Source organism: Idiomarina sp. UBA3176 (assembly GCF_002364295.1).
Classification (GTDB): Bacteria; Pseudomonadota; Gammaproteobacteria; order Enterobacterales; family Alteromonadaceae; genus Idiomarina; species Idiomarina loihiensis.
Genome location: NZ_DEXU01000023.1, coordinates 198,798 through 223,218 on the forward strand (window position 1 = coordinate 198,798; position 24,421 = coordinate 223,218).

The 24,421-nt window shown below is 45.9% G+C and carries 24 protein-coding genes and 1 tRNA gene; 12 read left to right on the forward strand and 13 right to left on the reverse strand.

From position 1 onward, the window contains the following. Positions 1 to 36 precede the first annotated feature (36 nt). Positions 37 to 405, forward strand: a complete 369-nt coding sequence (locus B2U97_RS10520; RefSeq protein WP_011233956.1) for a hypothetical protein — start codon at positions 37 to 39, stop codon at positions 403 to 405. A 21-nt stretch (positions 406 to 426) separates the two neighbouring features. Next, positions 427 to 1,470 carry a bifunctional glycosyltransferase family 2/GtrA family protein gene (locus B2U97_RS10525; RefSeq protein WP_011233955.1) on the forward strand — a complete coding sequence of 348 codons (1,044 nt, stop codon included), beginning with the start codon at positions 427 to 429 and terminating at the stop codon, positions 1,468 to 1,470. A gap of 64 nt (positions 1,471 to 1,534) precedes the next feature. Here the strand turns inward: B2U97_RS10525 and B2U97_RS10530 are convergent, their stop codons facing one another. The 9 genes from B2U97_RS10530 to asnC form a co-directional block, all read right to left on the reverse strand. Continuing rightward, entirely contained in the window at positions 1,535 to 4,636 is a 3,102-nt protein-coding gene (locus B2U97_RS10530) for an efflux RND transporter permease subunit (protein ID WP_273025245.1), read from the reverse strand. A 12-nt stretch (positions 4,637 to 4,648) separates the two neighbouring features. Next, positions 4,649 to 5,803 carry an efflux RND transporter periplasmic adaptor subunit gene (locus tag B2U97_RS10535; protein WP_011233953.1) on the reverse strand — a complete coding sequence of 385 codons (1,155 nt, stop codon included), beginning with the start codon at positions 5,801 to 5,803 and terminating at the stop codon, positions 4,649 to 4,651. Positions 5,804 to 5,872: 69 nt separating this feature from the next. Next, positions 5,873 to 6,889, reverse strand: a complete 1,017-nt coding sequence (locus tag B2U97_RS10540) for a zinc-binding alcohol dehydrogenase family protein (RefSeq protein WP_011233952.1) — start codon at positions 6,887 to 6,889, stop codon at positions 5,873 to 5,875. Positions 6,890 to 6,962: 73 nt separating this feature from the next. Beyond that, a complete protein-coding gene (locus B2U97_RS10545; protein WP_272991079.1) occupies positions 6,963 to 7,973 on the reverse strand; it encodes an ArsA family ATPase in 1,011 nt (336 codons plus the stop codon). A 35-nt stretch (positions 7,974 to 8,008) separates the two neighbouring features. After that, positions 8,009 to 8,281 (reverse strand): cory-CC-star protein, encoded by a 273-nt coding sequence (locus tag B2U97_RS10550; protein WP_011233950.1) that lies wholly within the window; start codon positions 8,279 to 8,281, stop codon positions 8,009 to 8,011. Positions 8,282 to 8,301: 20 nt separating this feature from the next. Beyond that, positions 8,302 to 9,981: a carbon starvation CstA family protein gene (locus B2U97_RS10555; RefSeq protein WP_011233949.1), complete on the reverse strand. Its 1,680-nt coding sequence runs from the start codon at positions 9,979 to 9,981 to the stop codon at positions 8,302 to 8,304. A 122-nt stretch (positions 9,982 to 10,103) separates the two neighbouring features. Continuing rightward, complete coding sequence (locus B2U97_RS10560) at positions 10,104 to 10,277, reverse strand: DUF1328 domain-containing protein (RefSeq protein ID WP_016341288.1); 174 nt, start codon at positions 10,275 to 10,277, stop codon at positions 10,104 to 10,106. Positions 10,278 to 10,412: 135 nt separating this feature from the next. After that, positions 10,413 to 13,031, reverse strand: a complete 2,619-nt coding sequence (locus B2U97_RS10565; protein ID WP_286830511.1) for a M14 metallopeptidase family protein — start codon at positions 13,029 to 13,031, stop codon at positions 10,413 to 10,415. Positions 13,032 to 13,213: 182 nt separating this feature from the next. Beyond that, positions 13,214 to 13,684, reverse strand: a complete 471-nt coding sequence (gene asnC, locus B2U97_RS10570; protein WP_011233946.1) for a transcriptional regulator AsnC — start codon at positions 13,682 to 13,684, stop codon at positions 13,214 to 13,216. 150 nt (positions 13,685 to 13,834) lie between these two features. On the opposite strand from asnC, the gene asnA reads away from it, so the two are divergent. From asnA to B2U97_RS10595, 5 genes are all read left to right on the forward strand, one after another. Then, positions 13,835 to 14,815 carry an aspartate--ammonia ligase gene (gene asnA, locus B2U97_RS10575; RefSeq protein WP_011233945.1) on the forward strand — a complete coding sequence of 327 codons (981 nt, stop codon included), beginning with the start codon at positions 13,835 to 13,837 and terminating at the stop codon, positions 14,813 to 14,815. Positions 14,816 to 14,871: 56 nt separating this feature from the next. Next, entirely contained in the window at positions 14,872 to 15,462 is a 591-nt protein-coding gene (locus B2U97_RS10580) for a TetR/AcrR family transcriptional regulator (protein ID WP_016341287.1), read from the forward strand. A gap of 20 nt (positions 15,463 to 15,482) precedes the next feature. After that, entirely contained in the window at positions 15,483 to 16,220 is a 738-nt protein-coding gene (locus tag B2U97_RS10585) for an SDR family oxidoreductase (RefSeq protein WP_011233943.1), read from the forward strand. Between the two features lie 6 nt (positions 16,221 to 16,226). Then, positions 16,227 to 17,210, forward strand: coding sequence for an LLM class flavin-dependent oxidoreductase (locus B2U97_RS10590; protein ID WP_011233942.1), 984 nt, complete (start codon positions 16,227 to 16,229; stop codon positions 17,208 to 17,210). 84 nt (positions 17,211 to 17,294) lie between these two features. Continuing rightward, positions 17,295 to 17,678, forward strand: coding sequence for a glutathione S-transferase N-terminal domain-containing protein (locus B2U97_RS10595; RefSeq protein ID WP_011233941.1), 384 nt, complete (start codon positions 17,295 to 17,297; stop codon positions 17,676 to 17,678). Here the strand turns inward: B2U97_RS10595 and B2U97_RS10600 are convergent. After that, positions 17,675 to 18,517 carry a TIGR02285 family protein gene (locus B2U97_RS10600; RefSeq protein WP_011233940.1) on the reverse strand — a complete coding sequence of 281 codons (843 nt, stop codon included), beginning with the start codon at positions 18,515 to 18,517 and terminating at the stop codon, positions 17,675 to 17,677. The genes B2U97_RS10595 and B2U97_RS10600 overlap by 4 nt on opposite strands. Positions 18,518 to 18,632: 115 nt before the next feature. Here B2U97_RS10600 and B2U97_RS10605 point away from each other — a divergent pair, with 115 nt between their 5' ends. From B2U97_RS10605 to B2U97_RS10615, 3 genes are all read left to right on the forward strand, one after another. Then, a complete protein-coding gene (locus B2U97_RS10605; RefSeq protein ID WP_011233939.1) occupies positions 18,633 to 19,133 on the forward strand; it encodes an alpha/beta hydrolase in 501 nt (166 codons plus the stop codon). A 3-nt stretch (positions 19,134 to 19,136) separates the two neighbouring features. Next, positions 19,137 to 19,541 carry an HIT domain-containing protein gene (locus B2U97_RS10610; RefSeq protein WP_011233938.1) on the forward strand — a complete coding sequence of 135 codons (405 nt, stop codon included), beginning with the start codon at positions 19,137 to 19,139 and terminating at the stop codon, positions 19,539 to 19,541. A gap of 68 nt (positions 19,542 to 19,609) precedes the next feature. Beyond that, positions 19,610 to 20,665, forward strand: coding sequence for a Fic family protein (locus B2U97_RS10615; protein WP_011233937.1), 1,056 nt, complete (start codon positions 19,610 to 19,612; stop codon positions 20,663 to 20,665). Between the two features lie 28 nt (positions 20,666 to 20,693). Here the strand turns inward: B2U97_RS10615 and B2U97_RS10620 are convergent. Beyond that, positions 20,694 to 20,770 (reverse strand) — tRNA-Pro (locus tag B2U97_RS10620). 86 nt (positions 20,771 to 20,856) lie between these two features. After that, positions 20,857 to 22,491 (reverse strand): DUF3413 domain-containing protein, encoded by a 1,635-nt coding sequence (locus B2U97_RS10625; protein WP_011233930.1) that lies wholly within the window; start codon positions 22,489 to 22,491, stop codon positions 20,857 to 20,859. A 67-nt stretch (positions 22,492 to 22,558) separates the two neighbouring features. On the opposite strand from B2U97_RS10625, the gene yejK reads away from it, so the two are divergent. Further along, complete coding sequence (gene yejK, locus B2U97_RS10630; RefSeq protein ID WP_011233929.1) at positions 22,559 to 23,602, forward strand: nucleoid-associated protein YejK; 1,044 nt, start codon at positions 22,559 to 22,561, stop codon at positions 23,600 to 23,602. 77 nt (positions 23,603 to 23,679) lie between these two features. Here the strand turns inward: yejK and cspD are convergent, their stop codons facing one another. Continuing rightward, complete coding sequence (gene cspD, locus B2U97_RS10635) at positions 23,680 to 23,895, reverse strand: cold shock domain-containing protein CspD (protein ID WP_011233928.1); 216 nt, start codon at positions 23,893 to 23,895, stop codon at positions 23,680 to 23,682. A gap of 217 nt (positions 23,896 to 24,112) precedes the next feature. Between cspD and clpS the strand changes: the two genes are divergently transcribed. Next, positions 24,113 to 24,421 carry an ATP-dependent Clp protease adapter ClpS gene (gene clpS / locus B2U97_RS10640; protein WP_011233927.1) on the forward strand — a complete coding sequence of 103 codons (309 nt, stop codon included), beginning with the start codon at positions 24,113 to 24,115 and terminating at the stop codon, positions 24,419 to 24,421.

Genomic DNA, 24,421 nt, shown 5'->3' on the forward strand with positions numbered 1-24,421 from the left:
TTGTCTTAGCTTTGTAGTCATTTTTTAGGAGCAGTTATGACTCATAAACGAGATAAAGTTTATGTCCGTTTCAACCAGGGTTCGCGTACCGGAGGTTCATCCTCCGGTAACTGGCTCAGCCGTTTGCTGGGCCTTTTTTTGTTATTGGTTCTGATAGGCCTTGGATTGGCTTTTGGCATGGTCATCGCCGCCGTTTTATTTGTGCTGATGATTCCGGTTATGTGGCGTCAACGTCATGCTATTAAACAGGTTTGGCGTATGCGTAAGCAGGCGAAACAGCATTATCAGGAGCAACAACGGCAGTATCAAAAACAACAAGAACATTATGAAAATAATAAGGAAGACCGTGGCTCGGTTATTGATGGAGAGTACGAAGTCAAAGACGATCAGGACAAAAAAACATAGAAACAAAGGCCCAGTGCTGGAATGAAGAAACCTTATATTGTTATTCCGGCGCTGGATCCCGACCAGCACTTGCTGGAGCTTATTGATAGTATTACCACTGGAGATCCAGAATGGAATCACTATCTGGGTATTATTGTTGTTGATGACGGTAGTCGCCTCTCCGATGTTTTTCAGCAACTGGCTGATCGTCATCGTGTTCATGTTCTAAGGCATGAGCAAAATAAGGGAAAAGGCGCGGCGTTGCGCACGGCATTTAACTGGATCATCAAGCAAAGTGATGAACGCTGTTCCGGTGCCGTAACTGCTGACGCAGACGGTCAGCATTTGGCGAAAGACATTCTCGCTATTTGCACCTGCCTAAAAGGATACCCGGATAAACTATGGCTGGGTAGCCGCACTTTCGATGAAAAAGACATTCCTTTCCGCTCCAGACTCGGTAATAAATTTACCCGGGTTATTTTTCGGCTGGTAACGGGTCAGGATATTAAAGATACCCAAACCGGACTACGTGGAATTCCGTTAGGTTTCCTTAAACAGTTAGTTCACTTTAACAGTTCAGGTTATGAGTTTGAGTTGGAAATGCTGCTTTCGGCTAAGCGCTGCGGCTATCGCATAAACTCTCAGGAAATAACCACGGTTTATGAAGAGGGTAATGAAACAAGTCATTACCGACCAGTAATCGACTCGATAAAAATTTACCAAAAGTTTTTAAAGTTTGCGAGTATTGGCATTCTGTCTGCCGGCCTTGATTACTCTATTTTTGCGACAGCTTACTTTTTCTCCGGCCAGGTGTTGGAGTCTATTGTTCTGGCGCGAATTATATCCGGGGTGTTCAACTTTTCTTTGAATCGCCAATGGGTATTCAAACAGGGGGCTCATGTCGCCTGGGACGCAACTAAGTACAGTTGTTTGGCGATTGTTTTAGTGGCTGCTAATTACGGCCTTACGGAGGCTTTCCGGTATCTTGGTGTCACACCTTTTATTGGTAAGCCTTTAGCTGAAGGTCTAGTATTTTTATTGAGTTACGGTGGGCAAAAACGCTTAGTTTTTAAAAAAGCGACTTGATAAGCTGCCGTTTTAAAAAGAAAACCCGGAGTTTAAGCTCCGGGTTTTTTGTATCTGCTATTCGTTATTCTTCCGATTGTTTAGGCGGGAATATTCGCCGCACAACATAGAAGAATAATGGTACGAAGAAGATTGCCAGTACAGTACCGCCAATCATTCCGCCTATAACACTGGTACCGATGGCATTACGGCTTGCAGCACCTGCACCATCGCTTAGTGCCAGAGGCATAACACCAAAGATAAAGGCTAAGGACGTCATAAGGATAGGGCGCAGACGTAAGCGCACGGCTTCCAGCGTGGCATCCAGTAGCTCTTTACCCTGAGCCTGTAAGTCTTTCGCAAACTCAACAATCAGTATGGCGTTCCTTGCTGATACCCCTACGGTTGTCAGCAGACCTACCTGGAAGTAAACATCGTTAGAGATACCGCGAAGCATGACAGCAACGACAGCACCCAGAATACCCAGAGGGACAACCAGCATGACTGAGAAAGGTATTGACCAGCTTTCGTACAGGGCTGCCAGGAACAGGAATACGACAATCAGCGATACGCTATAAAGGATCGGCGCAAAATCACCAGATTGACGCTCTTGTAAAGAAATACCTGTCCATTCGAAACCAATACCCGGAGGAAGCTTAGCAATCATCTTTTCCATTTCAATCATGGCTTCGCCGGTACTGACTCCCGGAGCTGCCTGCCCCTGGATTTCCATTGCAGCAACACCGTTGTAGCTTTCAACTCGCTGGGCACCATAAGTCCATTCCCAGCTCGAGAATGAGCTAAATGGCACCATATCACCCTGGTTATTTTTGACATACCATTCGTTGATATCTTCAGGCAACATGCGCGATTCCGTCTCGCCCTGCAGATAGACCTTTTTAACCCGGCCCCGATCGATAAAGTCGTTAACGTAGGATGAACCCCAGGCTGTGCTTAAGGTTTCATTGATATTGGTAATAGTCAGTCCCAGCGCCTGAGCTTTTTCAAAGTCGATATCAATACGCAACTGTGGCGCATCTTCAAGACCATTTGGACGTACCTGTACCAGCTTGTCGTTCTGTCCTGCCATACCCAGCAATTGGTTACGGGCTTCGAGTAAACCTGCATGACCCAGGTTACCGCGATCCTGCAGGAACAGGTTGAAACCACTGGAAACACCAAGTTCTGGAATAGGTGGCAGGTTAAAGGCAAATATCATCGCCTCTTTAATACCAGCGAAGAACCCAAAAGCTCTGCCTATAACGGCATTAACACTCTGGCTTTCGTCACGTTCGCTCCAGTCTTTCAAACGCACGAAGGCGATACCATTAGCCTGACTTCGTCCTGAGAAACTGAAACCAACAACAGAAAATACTGACTGAACCGCATCTTCCTGGTTAAGGTAATAGTTTTCTATTTTGTCCATGGTATTAACCGACTGCTCAATAGTCGAACCGACCGGTAACTGCATCTGAGTCAAGAATACGCCGCGATCTTCGTCGGGCAAGAAGGCCGCTGGCAATTTCATGAATAAGAACACCAGAATGCCAATAATACCCAGGTAAAGTACGCCAAACCGTACGGTACGACGTAAAATTGAGTGAATGGTATTGGTGTACTTATCGGTCCATTTCTCTAAGGTACGGTTGAACCAACCAAGCGGGCCCCAGCCACTGCTTTTGTCGTGCTTAACCGGTTTCAGCAGGGTGGCACACAATGCTGGTGAGAACACGATAGCGACCAGAACAGACAGACCCATCGAGGTAATGATGGTCAGTGAGAACTGTCGGTAAACGGCACCAGTCGAGCCAGGGAAAAAGGCCATAGGTGCGAATACCGCGGCCATAACAACACCGATAGCAACAAGTGCACCGGTAATTTGTCCCATCGACTTAATCGTTGCCTGCTTGGGTGACAAGCCCTCTTCAGACATTAAGCGCTCAACGTTCTCTACAACCACGATGGCATCATCAACCAACAGGCCGATGGACAACACCATACCGAACATGGTCAGGGTGTTAATTGAGAAACCAGCTAATGCCATGACCCCCATGGTTCCCAGAATAACCACCGGTATTGCTAAGGTGGGTATTAAGGTAGCGCGTAGGTTCTGCAGGAAAACGAACATCAGCAGGAAAACCAGAATAATGGCTTCTATTAAAACCTGCGCAACTTCTGAAATTGAGATTTTGATAAAGGGAGTCGTATCGTACGCTGTAACCAACTCCATTCCATCAGGGAAAAACTCTTCCAGTTCAGCCATTCGCGCTTTTACCGCATCGGCTGTTTCCAGAGCGTTAGCGCCGGTCTGTAGGTTAATTGCCAGACCTGTTGCCGGCTTACCGTTATAATTGGCCTGAATGGAATAGTTTTCTGCGCCTTTTTCGACCTCAGCAACGTCTTTAAGAAGGACTTGCGAACCATCGGACAACACTTTTAAGGTGATGTTTTCAAACTCAGAGACATCAGACATACGAGTTTGCGCAATAATGGTTGCGTTTAGACGTTGTCCCTCTACGGCTGGGGTACCACCGAGTTCACCGGCAGCAACCTGAGCATTTTGTGCCTGAATAGCACTTTTAAGGTCAGCCATTGTCATGCCGTAGTTAACCAGCGCTGACGGGTCTACCCAAATTCTCATTGAGTAGGGCGAGCCAAAGAGCTGAACGTTACCAACGCCGGTTGTACGGGCTATAGGATCCTGAATATTTGACGCAATATAGTCACTTAAGTCGGTTTGAGAGTAACGGTCGTCTGAGGCCACGAGTGCGGCTACCATTAAGAATGAGCTACTTGCTTTACTAACGGTAATGCCCTGAGCCTGAACTGCCTGAGGCAACTGGGGGGTTGCCTGAGAAAGCTTATTCTGAACTTGCACCTGAGCAATATCAGGATCCGTTCCTGAAGCAAAAGTCAGACTAACGGTACCGTTGCCAAAGTTGCTCTGAGAAGAGAAGTAGAGCAGGTTATCTATACCTGTCATATTCTGCTCAATCACTTTGGTTACGGTATTTGAAACGGTTTCGGCGTTAGCGCCAGGGTAACTCACCTGAATTTCGACTGCAGGCGGAGCGATAGTCGGATACTGAGCTATAGGTAGCTGCAGCATCGCGATAGCACCGGCCATCATGGTCAGTAGCGCGATAACCCAGGCAAATATCGGGCGATTTATAAAAAACTTGGCCATTACTGACTTCCCTTACTGCTGCTGTTCAGAGTTAGATGAATCGATAGTCACCGATGCGCCCGGACGAATTTTTTGCAGACCTGAAGTGATAACGGTATCGCCTTCTTTAAGGCCTTCAGATACTAACCAACTGCTGCCTACAGCGCGTTCTGTCGTTATCATCCGTTGTTCAACTTTTTTGTCATCATTTACCAGCATGACATAAGGTCGTCCTCTGGGGTCTCGAGTTACGGCTGTTTGTGGTACTTTAATGGCTGAGTTAATAGTGCCTTCACTCACTTCAGCACGCACAAACATGCCGGGATACAACGTTTTATCCGGGTTAGGAAATTCAGCACGTAATAGAATTGCTCCTGTATCCTCATCGACACTGACTTCAGAAAAAAGCAGCTCACCTTTTTGATCGTAATCCAGACCATTTAATTTTAGACGAACGGGTGCGTTACCTTTCTCGTTCGCCTGAATACGGCCAGATTTTATATCAGCCTGTAATTCCATAAATTGCTTACTGGACTGGTTGATATCAACATAAATTGGATCCAGTTGATTAATCGTAACCAAAGGCTCAGTCTGCGACGCCGTTAATAATGCACCTTCAGTGAAATTAGAGCGGCCAATGACACCGTTAATAGGGGCGTTGACTTTTGTATATTCAAGATTAATACGGGCATTTTTTAACTGGGCTTCAGCGACTGAAACAGCCGCTTTGTTTTGATAAAAAGTGGCTTCTGCACTATCAAATTCGTCTTGACTGACAGCGTTCTCTTCAAGTAATTCCTGAAAGCGTTTATAACGAAGTTCCGAGCTGCGCAGCACAGCTTTGGCGCTTTCAACTTCAGCTTTGGCGCTGGCTAATTCTGCTTCGTAAACGGCAGGATCAATTTGATAGAGTTGTTGTCCTTTCTCTACAAAAGTTCCTTCTTCAAAAGTCCGTTTCAGCAATACACCACTAACTTGTGGACGCACCTGAGCAACTCGGTAGGCAGCTGTACGTCCAGGTAAATCGGTACTAAGGCTGATTGACTCAGGCGTTACGGTAATCACATCAACCTGAGCTGCTTGCTGCTGGCCTTGTTGCTGCTGTTGTTGGTCGCTGCATGCGGTTAGTGCTCCCGTTAACAGAAGACTCGCGGCAAAAATGGGGGCAAACCTAAAACGCGTGTTCATTAAATTACCTCTGACCTATTAATTTATATCAATCCGGAATTATACATACATTCATGTATGTTTGTAAAACTATTCAGCGACAGTTAGCGCTATTTTTCCGATGGTTTTCTGACTTTCTAATGCCTGATGCGCCTTCCGAAGATTATTCGCATTCATTTCGCCAAAGCTTTTACCCAGAGTCGAACGAATTTGGCCTTTTTCGACCATTTTCGCAATATGGTTCAGTAATTCCTGCTGCTTTATCATGTCTGCTGTAGTAAACATAGAACGGGTAAACATAAACTCCCAGTGCAAGCTGATACTTTTTTGTTTCATCAGGGTAATGTCGATACTTTCTGACGGATCATCTATAAGGCAAAAGCGACCCTGAGGAGCCATTAATTTCATGCATTGTGCGAAATACTGTTCGCTATGAGTCAAACAGGCCACATCGGTTACCGGAGAGGCGCCAACAGACTCTATCTGCTCAGCTAAGTCGTCGTAATGATTGATAACGTGGTCAGCCCCCAGAGCTTTTACCCATTGTTGAGACTCTGCGCGGGAGGCCGTAGCGATAACGGTGACATCGGTTAGCTGCGCGGCAAGCTGAATTAAGACCGAACCAACGCCACCGGCTCCGCCAATGATTAATAACGTTCTTTTGTTGTGCGGTGAGGGTTTATCAACCTGTAAGCGATCAAACAGAATTTCCCAGGCGGTAATGCTGGTCAGTGGAAGGGCGGCTGCCTGAGTGTCATCGAGGTTCTCCGGTGCTTTGCCTACAATGCGATAATCGACGGTTTGCAATTGCGCGTTACAACCTGGTCGGGTCAAGTCCCCCGCGTACCAAACACGGTCTCCGGTTTTAAAACCTGTTACTTTATCTCCGGCAGAGACAACTTCCCCGACTGCATCCCAGCCAATAATTTTGTGGCCAGATTCAGGCGCCATGCGCATTCTGATTTTGGTATCAACCGGGTTAACGGCTACGGCTTTAACTTTAACCAGTAAATCGTTGGCTCCGGGAACCGGATCATCGACAGTAATATCCAGCAGTGAACTTGGATCTTCAGCCGGAAGTGATTCTTTGTATCCTACAGCGCGCATAGTCTTCTCCTTAATTAACAACAATCACACTGTATACGTATTATTAGAGAAAGCGATGACAAAAAAATGGCAGTTAGGCAGAAAATCCTGCTTGCTCCAGATTATTTGCAAAGGCTTCTAATGCATCAAGACCTTGGACATCTTCTTCTAATAGATAAAGAGAGTAATTTCGCCATGCTTTAAAACGTTTGTGAATGTCTTCTATGTAAGTTTTTTCCTGAAGCCTGCGTTTGGCCAAAAAGCTGCCGTCGGCCTGTTCAGGCAATATTCTATTGATAACAACACCACCAACGGGTAACTTCTCCGCGGTTAACGACAGCAGTGCCCGATCAGTTTCCTGAATAGGGAGACGTTCTGGTGTTAGCACAAATAGAATGGATGTGTAACTGCTATCCTGCAGTAAGCGTCGGGTTCGTTGAAAAAGCCTCTGTCGTGTTAATAGTTGTTCTGTAATTGCTTTAGTGCGGTCGGACATACCGTCGCTGGCATTGTCTTGAGGGTCAGCCATTGGGTTATTAATATCTTTACCAGCTTTGGGTGATAAATGCTCAAGGACTGAATCAAAGTCTTCAGAGCGCTTTTGCGAGCGCAGCATTCCCTGCGTCCAGGCTGCCATAGCCTCGGGTAATGTCAGTAAACGCAAAGTATGACCGGTCGGGGCTGTGTCAAAAATTAACAAATCGTAGTCTTTCTCTGCTTCATCAATGACGTTGCAAATGCGCTCTAGCAAAGCAGCCTCCTGGGCTCCCGGAGACTGCTGGGTTAAACGCATCTGGCGTTCAATTTCGGGAAAGAGATCGGGGTTTGTAAAGCGCTTCATTTGAGAACTGACGCGTTCAATATGAGCCTTAACTTCGTGGTCAGGATCAATTTCTAATGCGGTTAAGTTTTCGCGCATAACAGTTTTTTTATCGCCAATTTTCTTGTCGAATACATCGGCTAGACTATGTGCCGGATCGGTTGAAACCAGCAGCACTTTTTTGCCTTGGCGTGCAGCAAGAACTGCCAGAGCCGAAGAAACGGTTGTTTTACCAACTCCGCCTTTACCACCAATTAATAAAACTTTTTTATCGCTTAACAACATGAGAAATGAACCCTGCTTTTGGTCGGGTTATAAAATTAGCAACAACGGAAGTGATCAAGAGGTGAGTGTTCCATCCCCATGCGTTGATGCCATTCGTGGAAACGTTCCAGCATTAATGGCTGTAACTCTAAAGTATAATAGGCGGCCGGGTTCGGCACGCCCATCATTTCAGAAAAAACCAGTAGCATGAATAAATCGTCTTCGTCGCGCTTTGCCCGGGCAATAGCAGAGCGATAGGGCGCATTATAAAACTCATTGGCCAAATCACTTGCCCGGCTGAACCAACGGCGCACTGACTGTATATTCATGCTACTTACTCCAGTTACTTTTATTGCTGCTTCTGGGCTTTTTGTTCCTTACGGATTTTAGTTAAGCCTGCGCTAGCTTCAAGAGCAATCCAGATAGCGGCAACCAGAACCACTAAATCCAGACCCATTAAGAACCAGTCACCGCTGTTATAGAAATCTTTAAGCTGAACAATAAGAGCGAAGACTGTCATTATCAACAGGAAAATTAACGGTATTAAGGTGTAATACATTGGTCGGCCTAAGCGCACCAACATGACCGTAATAACCAACAAGGTCAACCCTGCTAATAACTGGTTTGTGGTACCGAACAGAGGCCATATAACTAAGCCGCCGGAACCGTCTGCGCCGCCAGCACCGAAGGCTAACAATAAGCAGCTTCCTACAGCTAGCATCGTTGCCGGAAAGGCTTTTTGCATCCAGTTAATGTTATACAGGTTTCCCCATTCCTGGAAAATATAGCGTTGCAGACGTAATCCAGTATCCATTGTGGTACCGGCAAAAAGCACAGCCATTACCGTCAGCAGGGTTTCTGATACGCCAATGTCCAGGCCAAGCCCCTGACTAATAATGTTGGCGCCACCTTCAACAAAGGCTGATACGCCGCCTTGTCCGAAAGATGAGTAGACCGCTTCCCAGTCGGCTAATGTTGCAAAACCGGCTGTGGCAGCGATGATAGTCGCCAGCGACAATGAGCCTTCACCAACCGCACCAAAGTATCCGACAAAACGGGCGTCGGTTTCTTTATCAAGTTGCTTCGAGGTTGTACCCGATGCAACCAGACCGTGGAAGCCCGAAATTGCGCCACAGGCTATGGTGACGAATAACAGCGGCAACATTGAAGGGGTGCCTTCCGGGGTATTGCTATTGAAGGCCGGAGCTGAAATTTCCGGAGCCAGTAATAACGTGGCACCGTAAAGCAAAATAAGACCAATGAAGAGCTGCAGACCGTTGATGTAGTCACGTGGCTGAAGCAACATCCAAACAGGCAGTAATGAAGCGATAGCGGCGTAGCCAAACAGGATAAGAACCCATTGCGCGTTGTCACTGATACCCATTACCGTTTCTGGCAATTCTATTGGAAATGAGGGACCTGCCCAGATAAGTGCGTACAGTGCCAGTACACCGATAATGGATATTGCACCTAAGCCCATCCATTTACGGAAAATAATTTGTCCGATAATAAGTGCGACAAAAATAGCACCCCAAACTGGCACTACTGAGCTGGAGAATTTAATCAACAGACCTGAAATAGCAGTAGCGAAAACCGCGTTGACCATTAGTAAGACAAGGAAGATAACGATCATGAACAGCGTTTGAGAGCGTTTGCCAACAACATCGCCAGTCAAGTTACCAATAGATTTGGCTTTATTACGGTTACTTGCCCAGATCGCGCCAGCGTCGTGTACGCCAGCAAAAAATATGGTACCGAAAATAACCCATAAGAAAGCAGGTACCCAACCCCAGATAACCGCAATGGCAGGACCAATAATAGGTGCCGCACCGGCTACAGAAGTAAAGTGGTGGCCCCACAGAACGTATTTATTGGTAGGGACGAAGTCGACTCCGTCTTCTAATTCGTGAGCGGGTGTTCTGAAGTTCGGATCAAGCTTAAAAATTTTCTCAGCAATAAATTTAGAGTAAAAAACATAACCGAGAAACATTGCGCCTAAACCCAGAACCATCATTACGATTGCGTTCATGGCAAGAGCCTCATTGTTGTAGTGTTAGACAGATAACGAAAAATGCCAACCGTTATTGTAGCGTAAACTCAATAACGGTTGGCATACGACCAATGTCTAATATCTAACAAAGGCTAAAACATTTAAAGCCTTTTATTCCCCTGAAGCAGGCGAACGACTAAAGAAATCGCAAAGAGGATAATAAAGATATAGAAGATAATTTTAGCTATTCCGGCAGCTGTTCCGGCAATTCCGCCAAAACCTAAAATAGCGGCAACTACAGCCACGGCTAGAAAGATTAGAACCCAACGTAACATATACACCTCACTGATTAATTTAGAAGATTCAATTAGTAAGGTAGACCATTATTCGAAAAACAACCAATATATCCAAGTGTAAAAAAACCGCTAAGACAAAAAATCCTAGCGGTTTTATCTCTATTAATTTATTAATTAATGGGCTTCAGCGGCGGCATCCGCTGCTGCTTTATCGTCCAGTTTTTTCGCGTAAACCTGAATACGGGGAGCTAAATAAATAGCATTACTGAGTAACTTGGATGTCCCCCAAAAATAGGCGCGGAAATTAATGTTGTCGGCAAAACCAATTACCTGACCGTTGCCTAAACGATGGGCGGCAATATTGGTTTTACCTTTTAGTATTTCGCGATTGCGCTCATCAGTGTAACCACTCATTAAAGGCTGCTCCGAATAGCGAGCGACTGAAACGAAAGGCGACTCGGGTTCTTCCATGGCGGCAGCCGAATTCTTGAATACTGGCATTTGGTCACGCGGGAAGCCAAAGAATAATGGGTGAGAAGTATCGACATCCATTGAGAATATCGCTCCGGCAATTCGCTGTTCAGCGTAGAAGTCGTCGCGCTCTTCGTAACTTAGCTGCTTTTTAGTAAAAGCGCTCTGGAAGACGGCATCATCAATAAAGCGAGTTTGCAGAAGACCATTTTCTGCTAACCATTCAGCACCACCACGCTGACCAATTATTGTTCCACCCTGGCTTACCCAGTTTTGGATTTTTTTACGCAGTTGTTTATCTAAATTGCTGTAATGTCCGTCCACCATAATAATATGGCTATAACGGGTTAAGTCAGCGCTGGGCAGACGTTCAGTATCAACCATCGACAATGGAATACCTACGTGGCGGTCAAGGTAGTACCAGGTTTCCCCAGCTTCGTAAAGGTTAACCCCTTCGCCGGTCAGCATCATTACGCTGGGCTTTTCCACCGGTTGAATATTGCGGCTACCCAGGTCAACACCTTCAGGTGTTAATCCGGTCTCGATAGAGGTTACCTGAATACCTTTTTCTTTTGCTGCGGTAGCCAGACGACGTTGTACATCGCGCCATTCCCGTTCCTGATAGGCTTTAGGTACAACAATAGAACCGGCTGAAAACTCCTGACGGCCTTGTTCACCTTCTACAGTGAAGGGTTTTGTTGTCTGACGAACGTGAATGTTCTGCTCCAGCAACTCTTGTAATAAACCCGGAGCGAAGTAATCGTTCCAGTTAAATGCGTAAGCGTAGGCATCAGTGAGAGCCGACGTCTTGCGTTTTGGCGCATCCCAGGCATTATCCGCAATTTGAATACGACCACGATGAGTCTCAAATGGCACGTTAAAGGCTAATGGCAGAGTCCAGCCTGAAACATCGTAGAAGGTATTGTTCGGGAAGTTCTTGCGCGTACTGAATATTCCCTGAATCAAACCGTACTGAGCCTGAGCCAGAGGGATATAATAACTGCTTCCGGCTTTAAACTGAGTGCCGTTCTGTTCAATATCTTTTTCTACACGATAAGCTTTAATACCGTGCTGTTTAAAGATTTCCAGTAGACCTTCTACACGCGACGGATCGCTTGAGTCACCAATTAGATAACCTTCAAACTTGGCTTTTTGTGCGGCCTCCATGCCTTCGTCGTAAGCACGCTCCTGAAACTCAATAAAACGACTTTTGTTTTTGTGTGTGCCGTAAATGGTACTGAGTGAGGCGACAAACTGGTTACGAATAGTGAACGGAAAGCTGACCTCACCATTAACCGAGTCCTGCAAGTGTCCTCGGCTGGAGGCTTGTTCAAATAAAATACCTACGGCGCCCTGAATGTCAGGGTAGGTAGAGCCTTTGCCATAATAGAAGTCATCAAATGACTCTTCGGTGTAATACAGGCTGCCAATATCATCCAGCGAGTCAGCGTGTTCTGCCGCAAGAATTTCGGTTAAGCGCACGTTTTCATCTGGCGTTAATGGGTTTTTACGAGACGGAATACCCGGCTGGAAGAAATACGTGCTGTTGGTTCCCATTTCGTGGTAATCGGTCAGTACGTTTGGCTTCCATTTCTGAAAGTTAGCGATACGCGCGCGCGATTCAGGGTGTTGCAGTAACAGCCAGTCGCGGTTCATATCGAACCAGTAATGGTTGACCCGGCCACGAATAAAAGGTTGCACGTGCTCACGATGCTGTGGATCGGCAACCAGATTTTGACTGCGGTGCTGGTTTGCCCATTGTGCAAAGCGAGCTAGTCCATCAGGGTTAAACGCCGGATCAAGCAGAATAACTGAATCGCTCAAAAGCTCATCCACAGCTTCACCTTCTGCCGCGGCAAGGTAATAAGCAAACAGTATTGCTGCATTACTGCCGCTCGATTCGTCCCCGTGAATACTGTAGCCCATGTACATGACGACCGGCGTATTGTCCGGGTCGGCATCACGGTTTGGATCAGCTGCGGCCAAATGACGCTCACGAACGTCATCAATATTGCGGTGGTTGTCTTCTGAGGTGACGGTAAGAAGTAACAAAGGACGCTGCTCATGTGTGCGACCGGTCACTTCCAGCGTGATGCGATCTGACTCTTCGGCCAGAACTTCCATATACTTTACAATTTGTTCGGGGCGGGCATGCCATTCACCAACCTGATAACCAAGCACATCTTTGGGTTTGGTAATTTCCGGGTTGTAACTGACATCCTGTGGCAGATAGTAAGAAAGGTCTTTTGTTGCTGCCATAGAAGGCAGGGCAACGATGACCAATGCAGCCGCGGTGACACGGCTTAACATTCGTTTCAACATAGATAGATCCCCTTGGTGTAATTATGCCAATACCATAACAAAAGCTTAACGCATTGACTGTTGTTTTCGGCGGGTCGCAGATTTTTAGCGATGCTTATCGCTTTTTCATTTGGTAGTCGTACATGGGGTCGTAGTAGTCAACCAGTAAGCCTTCTATCCACTGTTTATGCAGTTCTGCGCTGTCATGGCTGTATGTCCCGGTTAATTGGCTGCTGTAATGAAATGAGCGTTTCCGTCGATTGTATTTCATCAATAGCCTGAATTCGATTGATTAGCGTGTGTTGTAGCTCGTTTATTGACGGTGTCATAATTTTAATAAAGACGTTGTACTGACCGGTAGTGTAGTAAGCCTCAATAACTTCTTCGAGCTTTTCCAGTTTTTCAATTGCGGCCGGGTAGTCACCCGCGCTTTTCAGCGTAATGCCAATGAAACAACAGACATCGTAGCCTAAGCGTTTGGCGTTAACCTGTAAACGCGTACCCTCAATAATCCCGGCACGCTTCATTTTTTCAACCCGTACGTGAATAGTGGCCGGACTCACCTTATAGCGTTTGGCCAGCTCAGCGTAAGGAATACGTGCGTCTTCCATCAGAGTTCTTAGTATGGAACGGTCCAGATCATCGATTTGATAATTTTCAGGTAATTTTTTCATGTTTTATTAAAGCTTCGTTAATTAAGTTAGGTATAAATTAACGGAAAATAATAAGTAAAGCTATTTTTGTTAAACATTATTGAATAAATAGTTCTAAAAGGTATTAATTGAATTGTGTTTCTATTCTTTTATTAACGATTCGGAGTATTTATGAAGTCACAATACATGTTACAGCAACAGAAAATTCAATTCGTAAAAGCCGGCTTTACTCAGCAGTTACAGCTTCAGCTTGGGCTTATTGAAGTGCAGTCGCCACTACTAAGTGAGTTGGGCAGTGGTGTTCAGGACGATTTGTCGGGCTGGGAAAAGGCGGTTGCAGTTAAAGTAAAAGCCGTGCCCGACAAAGACTACGAGGTGGTTCACTCTCTGGCGAAATGGAAGCGCTATACCCTGGGGCGTTACGGCTTCGGTGCAGGCGAGGGCATAGTTACCCAAATGAAAGCCTTGCGGCCCGACGAAGAAGCTTTGAGTTCCGTACATTCTGTTTACGTTGACCAGTGGGACTGGGAAAAAGTCATTACTGAAGAGCAGCGTTCGCTGGCGTTTCTGATCCAGACCGTCGAGCGTATTTACGCTGCTTTGCGTCAAACGGAGCAGCAATATATTGAACAACACGGTGGAACCGGAACCTTACCGGAGAAAATACAGGTTGTGCATGCAGAGGATTTAATTACTGCCTATCCAGACCTTACTGCAAAACAACGTGAGCGCAAAGTGGTTAAACAACATGGCGCAGTATTTTTGGTCGGTATTGGCGGGGAGCTGAGTCATGGTCATGCACATGACGTAAGAGCGCCGGACTACGATGACTGGAGTTCGGTTAACGAGCAGGGCAGTACGGGCTTAAACGGCGATATTCTTGTCTGGCATCCGGTATTAGATGACGCGCTGGAACTTTCTTCTATGGGGATACGTGTTGACCAGCAGGCATTAAAGCGTCAGTTGGCTATTAGCCAACAGGAGGAAAAGCTCAAGCTACCCTGGCATCAGTCCTTGTTAGCGGGTGAATTGCCTTTAACTATTGGAGGGGGAATAGGTCAGTCACGGGTGGTTATGCAAATTTTACAAAGTGACCACATTGCTAAAGTTCAGTGCGGTGTCTGGCCGGAACCCATTGCTGAAGCCCTATAGTTGCAATTAACAGACTGATCTTGAAGTTTCTAGACGACTGGTCTAATATAGATCGCATGACTAAGAATGACACACGACAAAACATCATAACAATCGGTGCTGACCTGATATCCATACATGGGTTCGGCAGCACCGGTTTGAATAAAATTCTGAGCGAGGCGCAGGTGCCCAAGGGCTCCTTTTATCATTACTTCAAAAGTAAGAATGATTTTGGCCTGGCTGTTATCGAAACCTACGCCGAGGATTATGAAGCACGCATGGACGAAACTCTGGCTAACGAGACGTTGGAGCCGGTTGATCGTTTGCGCAGCTATTTGCGTCGCTCGGTAGAGGACTTAAAGTCGTGTGATTTCTCCAAAGGCTGTCTGATAGGCAACCTGGGTCAGGAAATGGCATCTCAGAGTGACTTATTTCGCGAACGGTTAGATGACATTTTTTCTGACTGGGAGCAGCGTATTGCCCGGTGTTTAAAAGCTGCACAGGACGCACAGCAAATTCAGCAGTGCATTGACACCGAACAGATGGGAGCCTTCATTCTTTCTGGTTGGCAGGGGGCATTACTGCGAGCCAAAGTTCAGCGTTCTATGCTGCCGCTACTGCGTTTTGAAGAGATGATATTAAAGCAGTTAGGGGCAGTTGACCAATAGCACTAACCGGAGGTAAAGCTATGTCAGAAGTACAAGATAAAGTTGTGATTATTACAGGTGCAAGCAGTGGTTTAGGAGAAGAGACCGCTCGTATGCTTGCAGCAAAAGGCGCAAAACTGATGTTAGCGGCGCGTCGCGAAGATCGCCTAAAAGAATTGACTGAGTCAATTAAGAAAGACGGTGGCCAGGCAGCTTACCGTGTGGTTGATGTAACCGACAAAGCCGCAGTTCAAAAACTGGCTGACGACACCAAAGCTGAATTTGGTCGTATTGATGTCTTAATTAATAACGCCGGACTCATGCCACTGGCCCCGCTCGACGCGCTGAAAGTGGACGAATGGGACACCATGATTGATGTGAACATTAAAGGTGTTCTATATGGCGTAGCTGCTGTATTACCGGTTATGCGTGAACAGCATGTGGGTCATATCATCAACCTGTCATCGGTTGCAGGTCAGAAAGTTTTTGCTGGCGGAACGGTGTATTGCGCAACCAAGTTTGCGGTAAAAGCCATTTCCGAAGGCATTCGTCAGGAATCTAATGGTGAAATTCGCGCGACCAATATTTCACCGGGCGCTGTAGCAACAGAACTGACGGATCACATTAGTGACAAAGACGCGAAAGAAATGGCTGACAGTTTGTATTCAGACGCGATTGATTCTGCGGCTATTGCTCGTGCCATTACCTTTGCGATTGAGCAACCTCAGCAAGTTGACGTGAATGAAATGATCATTCGCCCAACCAAGCAAGAGCTGTAATTCAGTATGAAATACTCAGTTCTTGATTTAGCGCCCATTACCGAAGGTGGGTCTGTGGCTGAATCATTGCATAACTCGGCTGATTTGGCCCAGCATGCAGAGCGGTGGGGTTACCACCGCTTCTGGATGGCTGAACATCACAATATGACCGGAATTGCCTCGGCCGCAACCGCGGTTGCTTTAGGTTATGTCGCCGGTAAAACTGACAAAATTCGAGTGGGCTCAGGCGGTGTTATGTTACCAAACCACGCGCCTTTTGTGGTCGCTGAGCAGTTTGGTACGCTGGATGCCCTGTACCCCGGACGTATTGATATTGGTCTGGGCAGAGCACCGGGAACAGACGGCCGAACTTTACGCGCGTTAAGACGTAAACCAGATGATGCGGAACAGTTTCCTAACGATGTTCAGGAGCTTTTAGGTTATCTGGAAGAAGCGCAGGAAAGCGACCCAATTAAAGCGGTGCCCGGGTTTGGACAGAAAATTCCGGTGTGGTTGCTCGGCTCAAGCACTTTTGGCGCTCAGCTTGCTGCACACTTAGGCCTGCCTTATGCCTTTGCTTCGCATTTTGCACCAGACTATTTGCAGCATGCGTTAAAAGCGTATCGCGAGAACTTTCGTCCGTCGCGTTACCTCAGCAAGCCTTATGTTGCTGCGGCAATGAACGTTTTTGCGGCAGACAGCGAAACCGATGCGCGAAAAATGATGAGTTCAATGCAACAACAGTTTATTGCGTTGCGGCGCGGTACACCCGGGCCTTTAAAAGCACCGGTGGATGACATAAGAACGGTTGCTGCGCCTCATGAACTGGCCGGGGCGAATCATGCATTAACCTATACGGCGGTTGGTACTAAGGATTCAGTTCAACGGCATATTAATCAGTTTATTGATGATACCGGTATAGATGAAGTTATTCTTACTTGTCATGCCTTTGATCATCAGGCTCGTTTAAGGTCGTTCGAAATTGCCGCGGAAGCTTTAAACGGAAAGTGAAAAGCGTTTAGTTAAAAGACTGACGCTCTACCTTAAACACGTTAGAATAGCGGCATCTTTAACAGGCAGTCTGGTTGTATTTCTATGAGAATTATCATTCGTTACTTTTTTCGTACTCTACGGCTTATTTTAACGCCTATTGTTTTACTGGTCGAAAAATTGACCACCCCAAAAGGCCAGAGCCGCAGTGATGAGGCTCAGCAACAGGTAGATGAAGCCTGCAAGTCGCTGGCTCTTTATCAATTTGCCGCTTGCCCTTTTTGCGTCAAGGTACGTAAGGAAATTGCCCGCCTTAATTTAAATATAGAATTAAGAGATGCAAAAAATAATGAGCAGCACAGACAAGAGCTGTTAGATGGCGGCGGCAGAGTTAAAGTGCCGTGTTTGCGCATTGAGCAGGACGATAAAGTACAGTGGATGTATGAGTCCGATGACATTAACCAGTATTTACAACAGCGCTTTGCTTAATCAACCATTGGGCGACTAGTTCCTAACCACTGATCCAGACTTTTTTGAAAGTCCGGATCAGCTTTAAGTTCGTTGATGACCTCATTAAGGTGTCGCACAGCTTTACGTCCCCATTCATTATTACTGCAACCAACCGCACCCTCAATAACCACACCCTCGTACTCTTCAATAGGCAAGAACACCAGTCCGCTGTTTTTAAATTCAGTTTCGTTGTAGTAAGTCATAATCATTTCATAATCGATAGTGTAATCAATACGCTTGTTGACTATCATAGTCAGCAAGTTGATGTGGGCATTGTCGCCGCTAATAAAACTGAAATTATCTGAATCGATAAGGTGCTCTTCCAGTAGAGGCTGCAGGCGGCCGTAACGGCGTTCAGCCGGTTGCGCAAAGCGTAAATTTGAGTCCTGAACCAGGCTGGAAAAATCTACTGGCTGGCCATACTTTCCAATGATTCTGGCTGCTGTGTCAGCACGGGTAATGATACCGTGCGGCTGGTACCGATGAGTTGTTTCGGTGTAATTAAATTCGGAATTGTAACTTGCTCCTTTAATCAGGCAGGGAAAGCAGAGGTTCTTGTTCTTTTTCATAAGCATGGTAATACGGCGGGAGGGCAGCTTTCTGACCTTGTGCGACAGTTCCGGTAGCTGGCGCTGAAAGCTGCTGACTAAAGCATCGCAAAAGCCTTGTTCTTCGTATTTACCATCAAATATATGAAACGGCGGGGAGGAGTTTACTCCCCAGATAATGTCTTCGTGCTCGGCAAGGCTGCTTGAGCTAAACAGAGCCACTATAGATAATGCGGTGTACAGCGCAACAAGTTGCTTGTTAAAGGTCATAGTAACCGCCTTTCTTTATAATGAACGTTTTGACTATCATGATAAAAGCTTACATTGTTACTTAATTGTTATATCTGATAGTTTTATCTAAGCACAAAATATAGGTAATTGCTAAATGCTGGTTATTTTTAATCACGGAAAAGAGAGCGGCCCCTGGGGCAGCAAAATTAAAGTTTTAGCAAAAACCGCTGAAGCTTTGGGGTTCAGCGTAACCAGTGTCGATTATCAGGGTATTGATGATCCTGATCAGCGCGTGGAAAAACTCACAACATATATTGAAGCACTAACGGAAAATTTCTTGCTGGTCGGTTCCAGCATGGGCGGTTACGTGGCAACGGTAGCTGCAGCTAAAACAAAGAGCCGGGGGCTGTTCTTAATGGCTCCGGCCTTTTACTTAGGTGGTCAGGCAAATTTTGATGAACTGACACCGGCTTGTGAGACTCAAATTGTTCATGGCTGGAAAGACGATATTGTTCCTGTTGAGAACAGTTGGCGTTATGCGGAAAGAACCAGGGCAGAGTTACACCTGGTGAATGATGGCCACCGTTTAATTGACAGCTTGCCGCAAACTAATGCACTGTTTAAACGGTTTCTTGAAACGTTATTAAAAGGGTAGGTTATGGAATATACATTAGCTCCGGAATTAGCCAGAGACAGTTATCATTTAACCGATTGGCCGCTATGCGAAGTCAGAGTCATGAATGACAGGCAATTTCCGTGGTTTTTGTTGGTTCCTAAAGTGGCAGACGTGCGCGAAGCCATAGACCTTTCTGAAGACGATCAACTGCAGTTGTTAAAAGAAAGCCGATTTCTATGCCACTGGCTAAAGGCTGAATACCAACCCGATAAACTTAATGTCGCTGCTTTAGGAAATCAGGTTCCGCAGTTGCATGTTCATCATATAGCGCGGTTTCAAACTGACGCTGCCTGGCCTGCTCCAGTCTGGGGGAAACAACCTATGCTTCCGCTGGAAGAAAGTGAAGTGGCAAGGCTGCAATCGGTATTCGCTGATATTACAGTGTAAGTGTTTTAGACTGAGTGTGTGCGTTAACAAAATAACGGAGAGTAACCCCCAGAGGTTACTAATAACAAATGGCAGCAGATTATTTGATTACCAGTAAATGCGTGAATTTAGTGGCGCAAATAAGCACCGACTTTGGCCGTTGGTTAGCATTACTTGAATCCGATAAAAGCAATTTAGAAGATTTTAAGTCTCAACAATTGCCAATTAAAGCTCATGCGTCGGTAGGCCTGGATGAGCAGTCACAACCGCTGGAGGGTATTCGTCTAGATGAAGCCTATAAAAAGCTGTCTGAGTGGAATTTACATTCGGAGTCAGATCTTAAAAACGCTCACCAGATGATTTGCGCCGCAGTAACCCCCAGTGCCGGAAGCTATCGCGCAACGGGAATGGGCGTTTACCGCAACAACAAGCTGGTTCATATGACCGCTCCGGCGGGGCAGGCCGGGAAGTCGGTAAGAAGTCTATTGTCCTGGTTAGACGAAAGCAACGAACACCCTTTAATTAAAGCGGCTATTTTCTTACAGCAGTTCGAATTTATTCAGCCGTTTTCTGTTGCCAACGGTTGTGTTGGAAGACTCTGGTTTAGCCTTATTTTAGCTAAATGGCATCCGGCAGTTGCCTGGTTAAGCTTTGAGCAAATCTTTAAATTCAATAAAGACGAATATCTTGATTGCTTGCGACGCTCAATTAGTGAAAATGACAGAGGTCTTATGGTTGAGTTTATTCTGGATTGTTTGCAACAGAGTATTTCAACCACAGTAAAAGAAGAAAAAGACAAAGCAGAGGTGCTGGAAGAAGCGAGTATCTCGCATGATTTTTCCAGTGAAATACCTATGAGTTCGGTAAAAAGTTCGCTGTTAGGTTCGGATAACGGTTCGGGTAAAGGTCGATATTCGGGCACGAGCACACGAAATATGGTACTTAGGCTATTAAATGAGCAACCCGAATGGAGTGCCGCCAGAGTCGCTGAAGTGTTGAATATTTCGTCGCGCGCGGTAGAAAAACACATTTCTAAATTGAAAGAACAAGGAGTATTAATTCGAAAAGGTTCTGCCAGAGGAGGTTACTGGCGAGTGGCAACTGAAATGGGAGAGCAACTTAGCTTACCAGAATGGAACCAGTGAATGCTTTATTGAGTGTCACTAGAAGAATTGGTCGGCGTGAGAGGATTTGAACCTCCGACCCCTGACACCCCATGACAGTGCGCTACCAAGCTGCGCCACACGCCGACCGAGGACTGCTATGTTACTGGATTAAGCCGAATTAGCAAGTCTCAACACGCCCTCCGGTGCTCGACTGCTGCTATTTTCGACAATTACTCCTTGTTTTCAGTTTCGCTAAAGCGTTTTAAATCTTTCAGTGCGTCGATAAGCACCGGGACGGGCGGTTCGGCCTGTTTTTTCAGTTCAAAATCGTTGCTGCTGTATACGCTAAACTGACCACTATTATCTAAAATCGTAATCTCTTTCTGGTCGTAAATAACAATATAAGGACTGTAGGTTTCAACCAGCGGCCAACGACGCTTAGATGTCTGCAAGCTTTCGCCATTGGTGTAATTTTTATGAGAACCAGCGCAGGAGATACGATCTTCAAGCATGGTTGGAACCAAATCCATAAGTCCGGCTATAGGTTGGTCTGCCAACTGGTAATTTCGCTGCCAAAGGGGAACCTGCATGTTTTCAAGCGCAAACTGCTTGTTACCCAATAACTCTTCACTTTGCGCAGGAGACAAGGCCGTGAGCAGCAGTTGTTGGTCTCCGGTTTGCTGAAGCACTTTATCTAAAGTAGAAATATCGTCTTCAGCAATTAAAATGACATTAATTTGGTTTTGCGGATGAGCGCTAAACTCTGCCAGCTCCTGGCTTTGCCAGTCGGGATGAAACTGACTTAAACGCAGAGAGTCGTTCCAGTTTTCGCTGTGATACCAGCGCACATCAAAATTAAAGTCGTTAAGCGGCTTAAGGTAAGCGGGCTTCAACTGCTGGCGCTCAATGGATTCCTGATAAAAGTCGGGCAAGCCATAAAGCACCTGAAATAATCCGCCGTCGCGGTTCGGATGAGCCAGTAGTTTAAGCTCCGGTCGCTCTAGTTGATGTTTGGCTGCCAGAGTTTCCAGTTCTTTCTGAATTTTGCTACTGCTACGTTCGAATAGAATCAGAGTTGTTGACTGCTGAGAGTCTATTTTAGAGCATAAAAGCGGGTGCTGGGGATACTTAAGTTTTATTTTATCGGTAGCCATCAGCATTTGTTGTCTGGCCTGGTAGCTTTCAACATCAATGACTCCGTGTTTAGCCATTAATGTTTTAGCCGTTGTAGGATAGGACAACGGGAACATATCGTCTTGTTGGGTAATAGGGTCGTACAACACCGCGTCAGCCCAAACATGAATACTGTGACTAACGAAAAAGCATAAAAGGAAAATGGCTGTAACCGGGGCGCCAATTTTCCGCTGTTGTAAGTCTTCCAGACGTTTCCACGCGAGGTTAGCCAACAGCAGCTGTATTCCGACAGTTAATAAGAAACCTAACAGAACACCGGAAATAATAACGAAACTGGCCCCTGTGAAAACCGCTTCTGCATCGCGGGTCATTTGCGCCATAGAATAGGTATTTAAATGATACCCGTACTGACGAAAGAACAGCGCATCGGCGATAAGCGCTATTAGACCGAATGAGGCTATCAGGGCGGCAAAGCCACGTAATATTTTGGAATAAGGTACTATCAGGCAGAATGGGAATATCAGAATTATGAAGAATACGAACGGCAGGAAGGCAAAGTGACCTATCCAGCTGACAAGCATGTAGAGATTACCGATAGCCGTGGAGGGCTTCGGGGCCGCTTCAATATACAAAAGTCCAATAAACAGGCACAGGACGATATTGGCAAAGGTAAACCAATGTCCCCAGCTTATTAATCGGGCAATTTTATCCCTACGTTGGTACTTTCCCATCGTTCGTCAGTCCCGTGTTACAATGGCATTATAGTAACACAGCAAAACAGCAAGGATAGTCCCCGTTATGCAATTGCGGATAGAAGAAAGCATTATTCACCAGTTTTATCAAAATGACGGACAAGTAGGGCTTCGGTTGGCTCCTTCAGCGTTAACGGAAGATGACCAGTTGCACGATTTGTTAGTCGAATTAACGGATGTGTATACCAGCAAACCGGCAAAAGGTTATGCGAGTTTTCTTAAAGATGAAGAAGAGGGCGAGCCCGGTCCTTTTCCTGAGCATTTAACCTCCTGGTATGACGGGCAGCTGGACTTTGTCGAGTTCAGCCAACAGTCTGCCAAACTATTGCTGGAACAACTGCAGAACTATAACTTGTTAGAAGCGGGCTTTTTGTTAGTCACACGCTACCAACACATTAGCACCGAGTATTTATTGGTCTGCTTTTTACCCGTTAAAGAAGGGGTAACAATAAACCCTGAGCTGGCTGTTGACCGCTCGTCGCAGTTAGATATAACAAAAGTCCAATTGGCGGCTCGTATTGATTTAACCGAGTGGAAAACATCTCCGGAAAGTGAGCGGTACATTTCTTTTATTAAAGGACGCGCCGGTCGCAAGGTTTCAGACTTCTTCCTCGATTTTCTGGGGTGCACTGAGCGTTTAAACTCAAAAGCGCACACACAACAGTTAGTCGATTCGGTTCAAGAATATGCGAAACAGTCCGAACTGGAAACGGAACAACGCCAAGCCCTGAATAAAGCGGCTTATGAGTATTGTGACGACCAATGGAAGCAGGGCGACACGGTAAAAATTAAAGATCTATCAGAGCAATTTGCAGAGCAGTACCCGGTAGAAAAGAGCTTCGAGAGTTTCTCGAAGGATTTTGCTGAACAGAATTCACGCGAATTAGTCGATGACTTTCCGGCAGATAAGTCGACATTACGTAAGTTGGTTAAGTTTCAGGGACAAGGTGGAGGAGTCAGCGTTGGCTTTGATCACACAGCCCTGGGAGAGAGAGTGCACTATGACGCGGCGACGGATACATTAACAATTAATGGAACTCCGCCAAATTTACGTGATCAATTACGGCGTTATTTTGGTATAGATAGTTAGTTGAAGTGATTAAGTAAATTAAAACGCCGGACAAGCCGGCGTTTTGAAAGTACTTAAATTGTTTGGTTTAGCCGATGTTATTTATCGGCAGCGCCGGGAACAATGTTGTTGGCATGCAAGCCTTTGGGGCCTTCTTCGAGTTCAAACTCTACGGGTTGCCCCGCTTTAAGTGTGCGATAGCCTTCCATTTCAATGGTTGAATAGTGAGCGAAAATATCACCTTCGCGGTCCTCGCTTTCGATAAAGCCGAAGCCCTTCGAATTATTGAACCATTTGACTTTTCCGGTAGCCATACTTCTACATCCTTCTTCTGCAACAGATAGATAGTTTATTATTATTAGGTGCGGTGGCTTGAAAAATCGCCGATTTAGCACCATGTTTAACTCTAGGTGACGTGAGTGATTAGTCAAGCCCTAAAGTTCAAAAAATAACCTGGATTGTTAATATTTTGGTTGTTTTTTTATATTTTCTGGTAAATTTAAAACTATTATTATGGCAGGTTGTTAATAAATGAGTCAGTTTGATCACCAGCACCTTAGCGATACAGAGGAAAAGCAGGAGCTCAAGCCACCATCCATGTATAAGGTCATTATTAATAATGACGATTACACCCCTATGGATTTTGTGATTGAAGTATTGATGAGATTTTTTAAGATGGATCAGGAGCGCGCCACGGACACCATGTTACAGGTGCATTATAAAGGAAAGGCCGTTTGCGGTGTATATTCTGCGGAAATCGCCGAAACTAAAGTAGTACAGGTAAATCAGTATGCTCGGGAAAATCAGCATCCATTATTGTGTACCATGGAGCAAGAATGA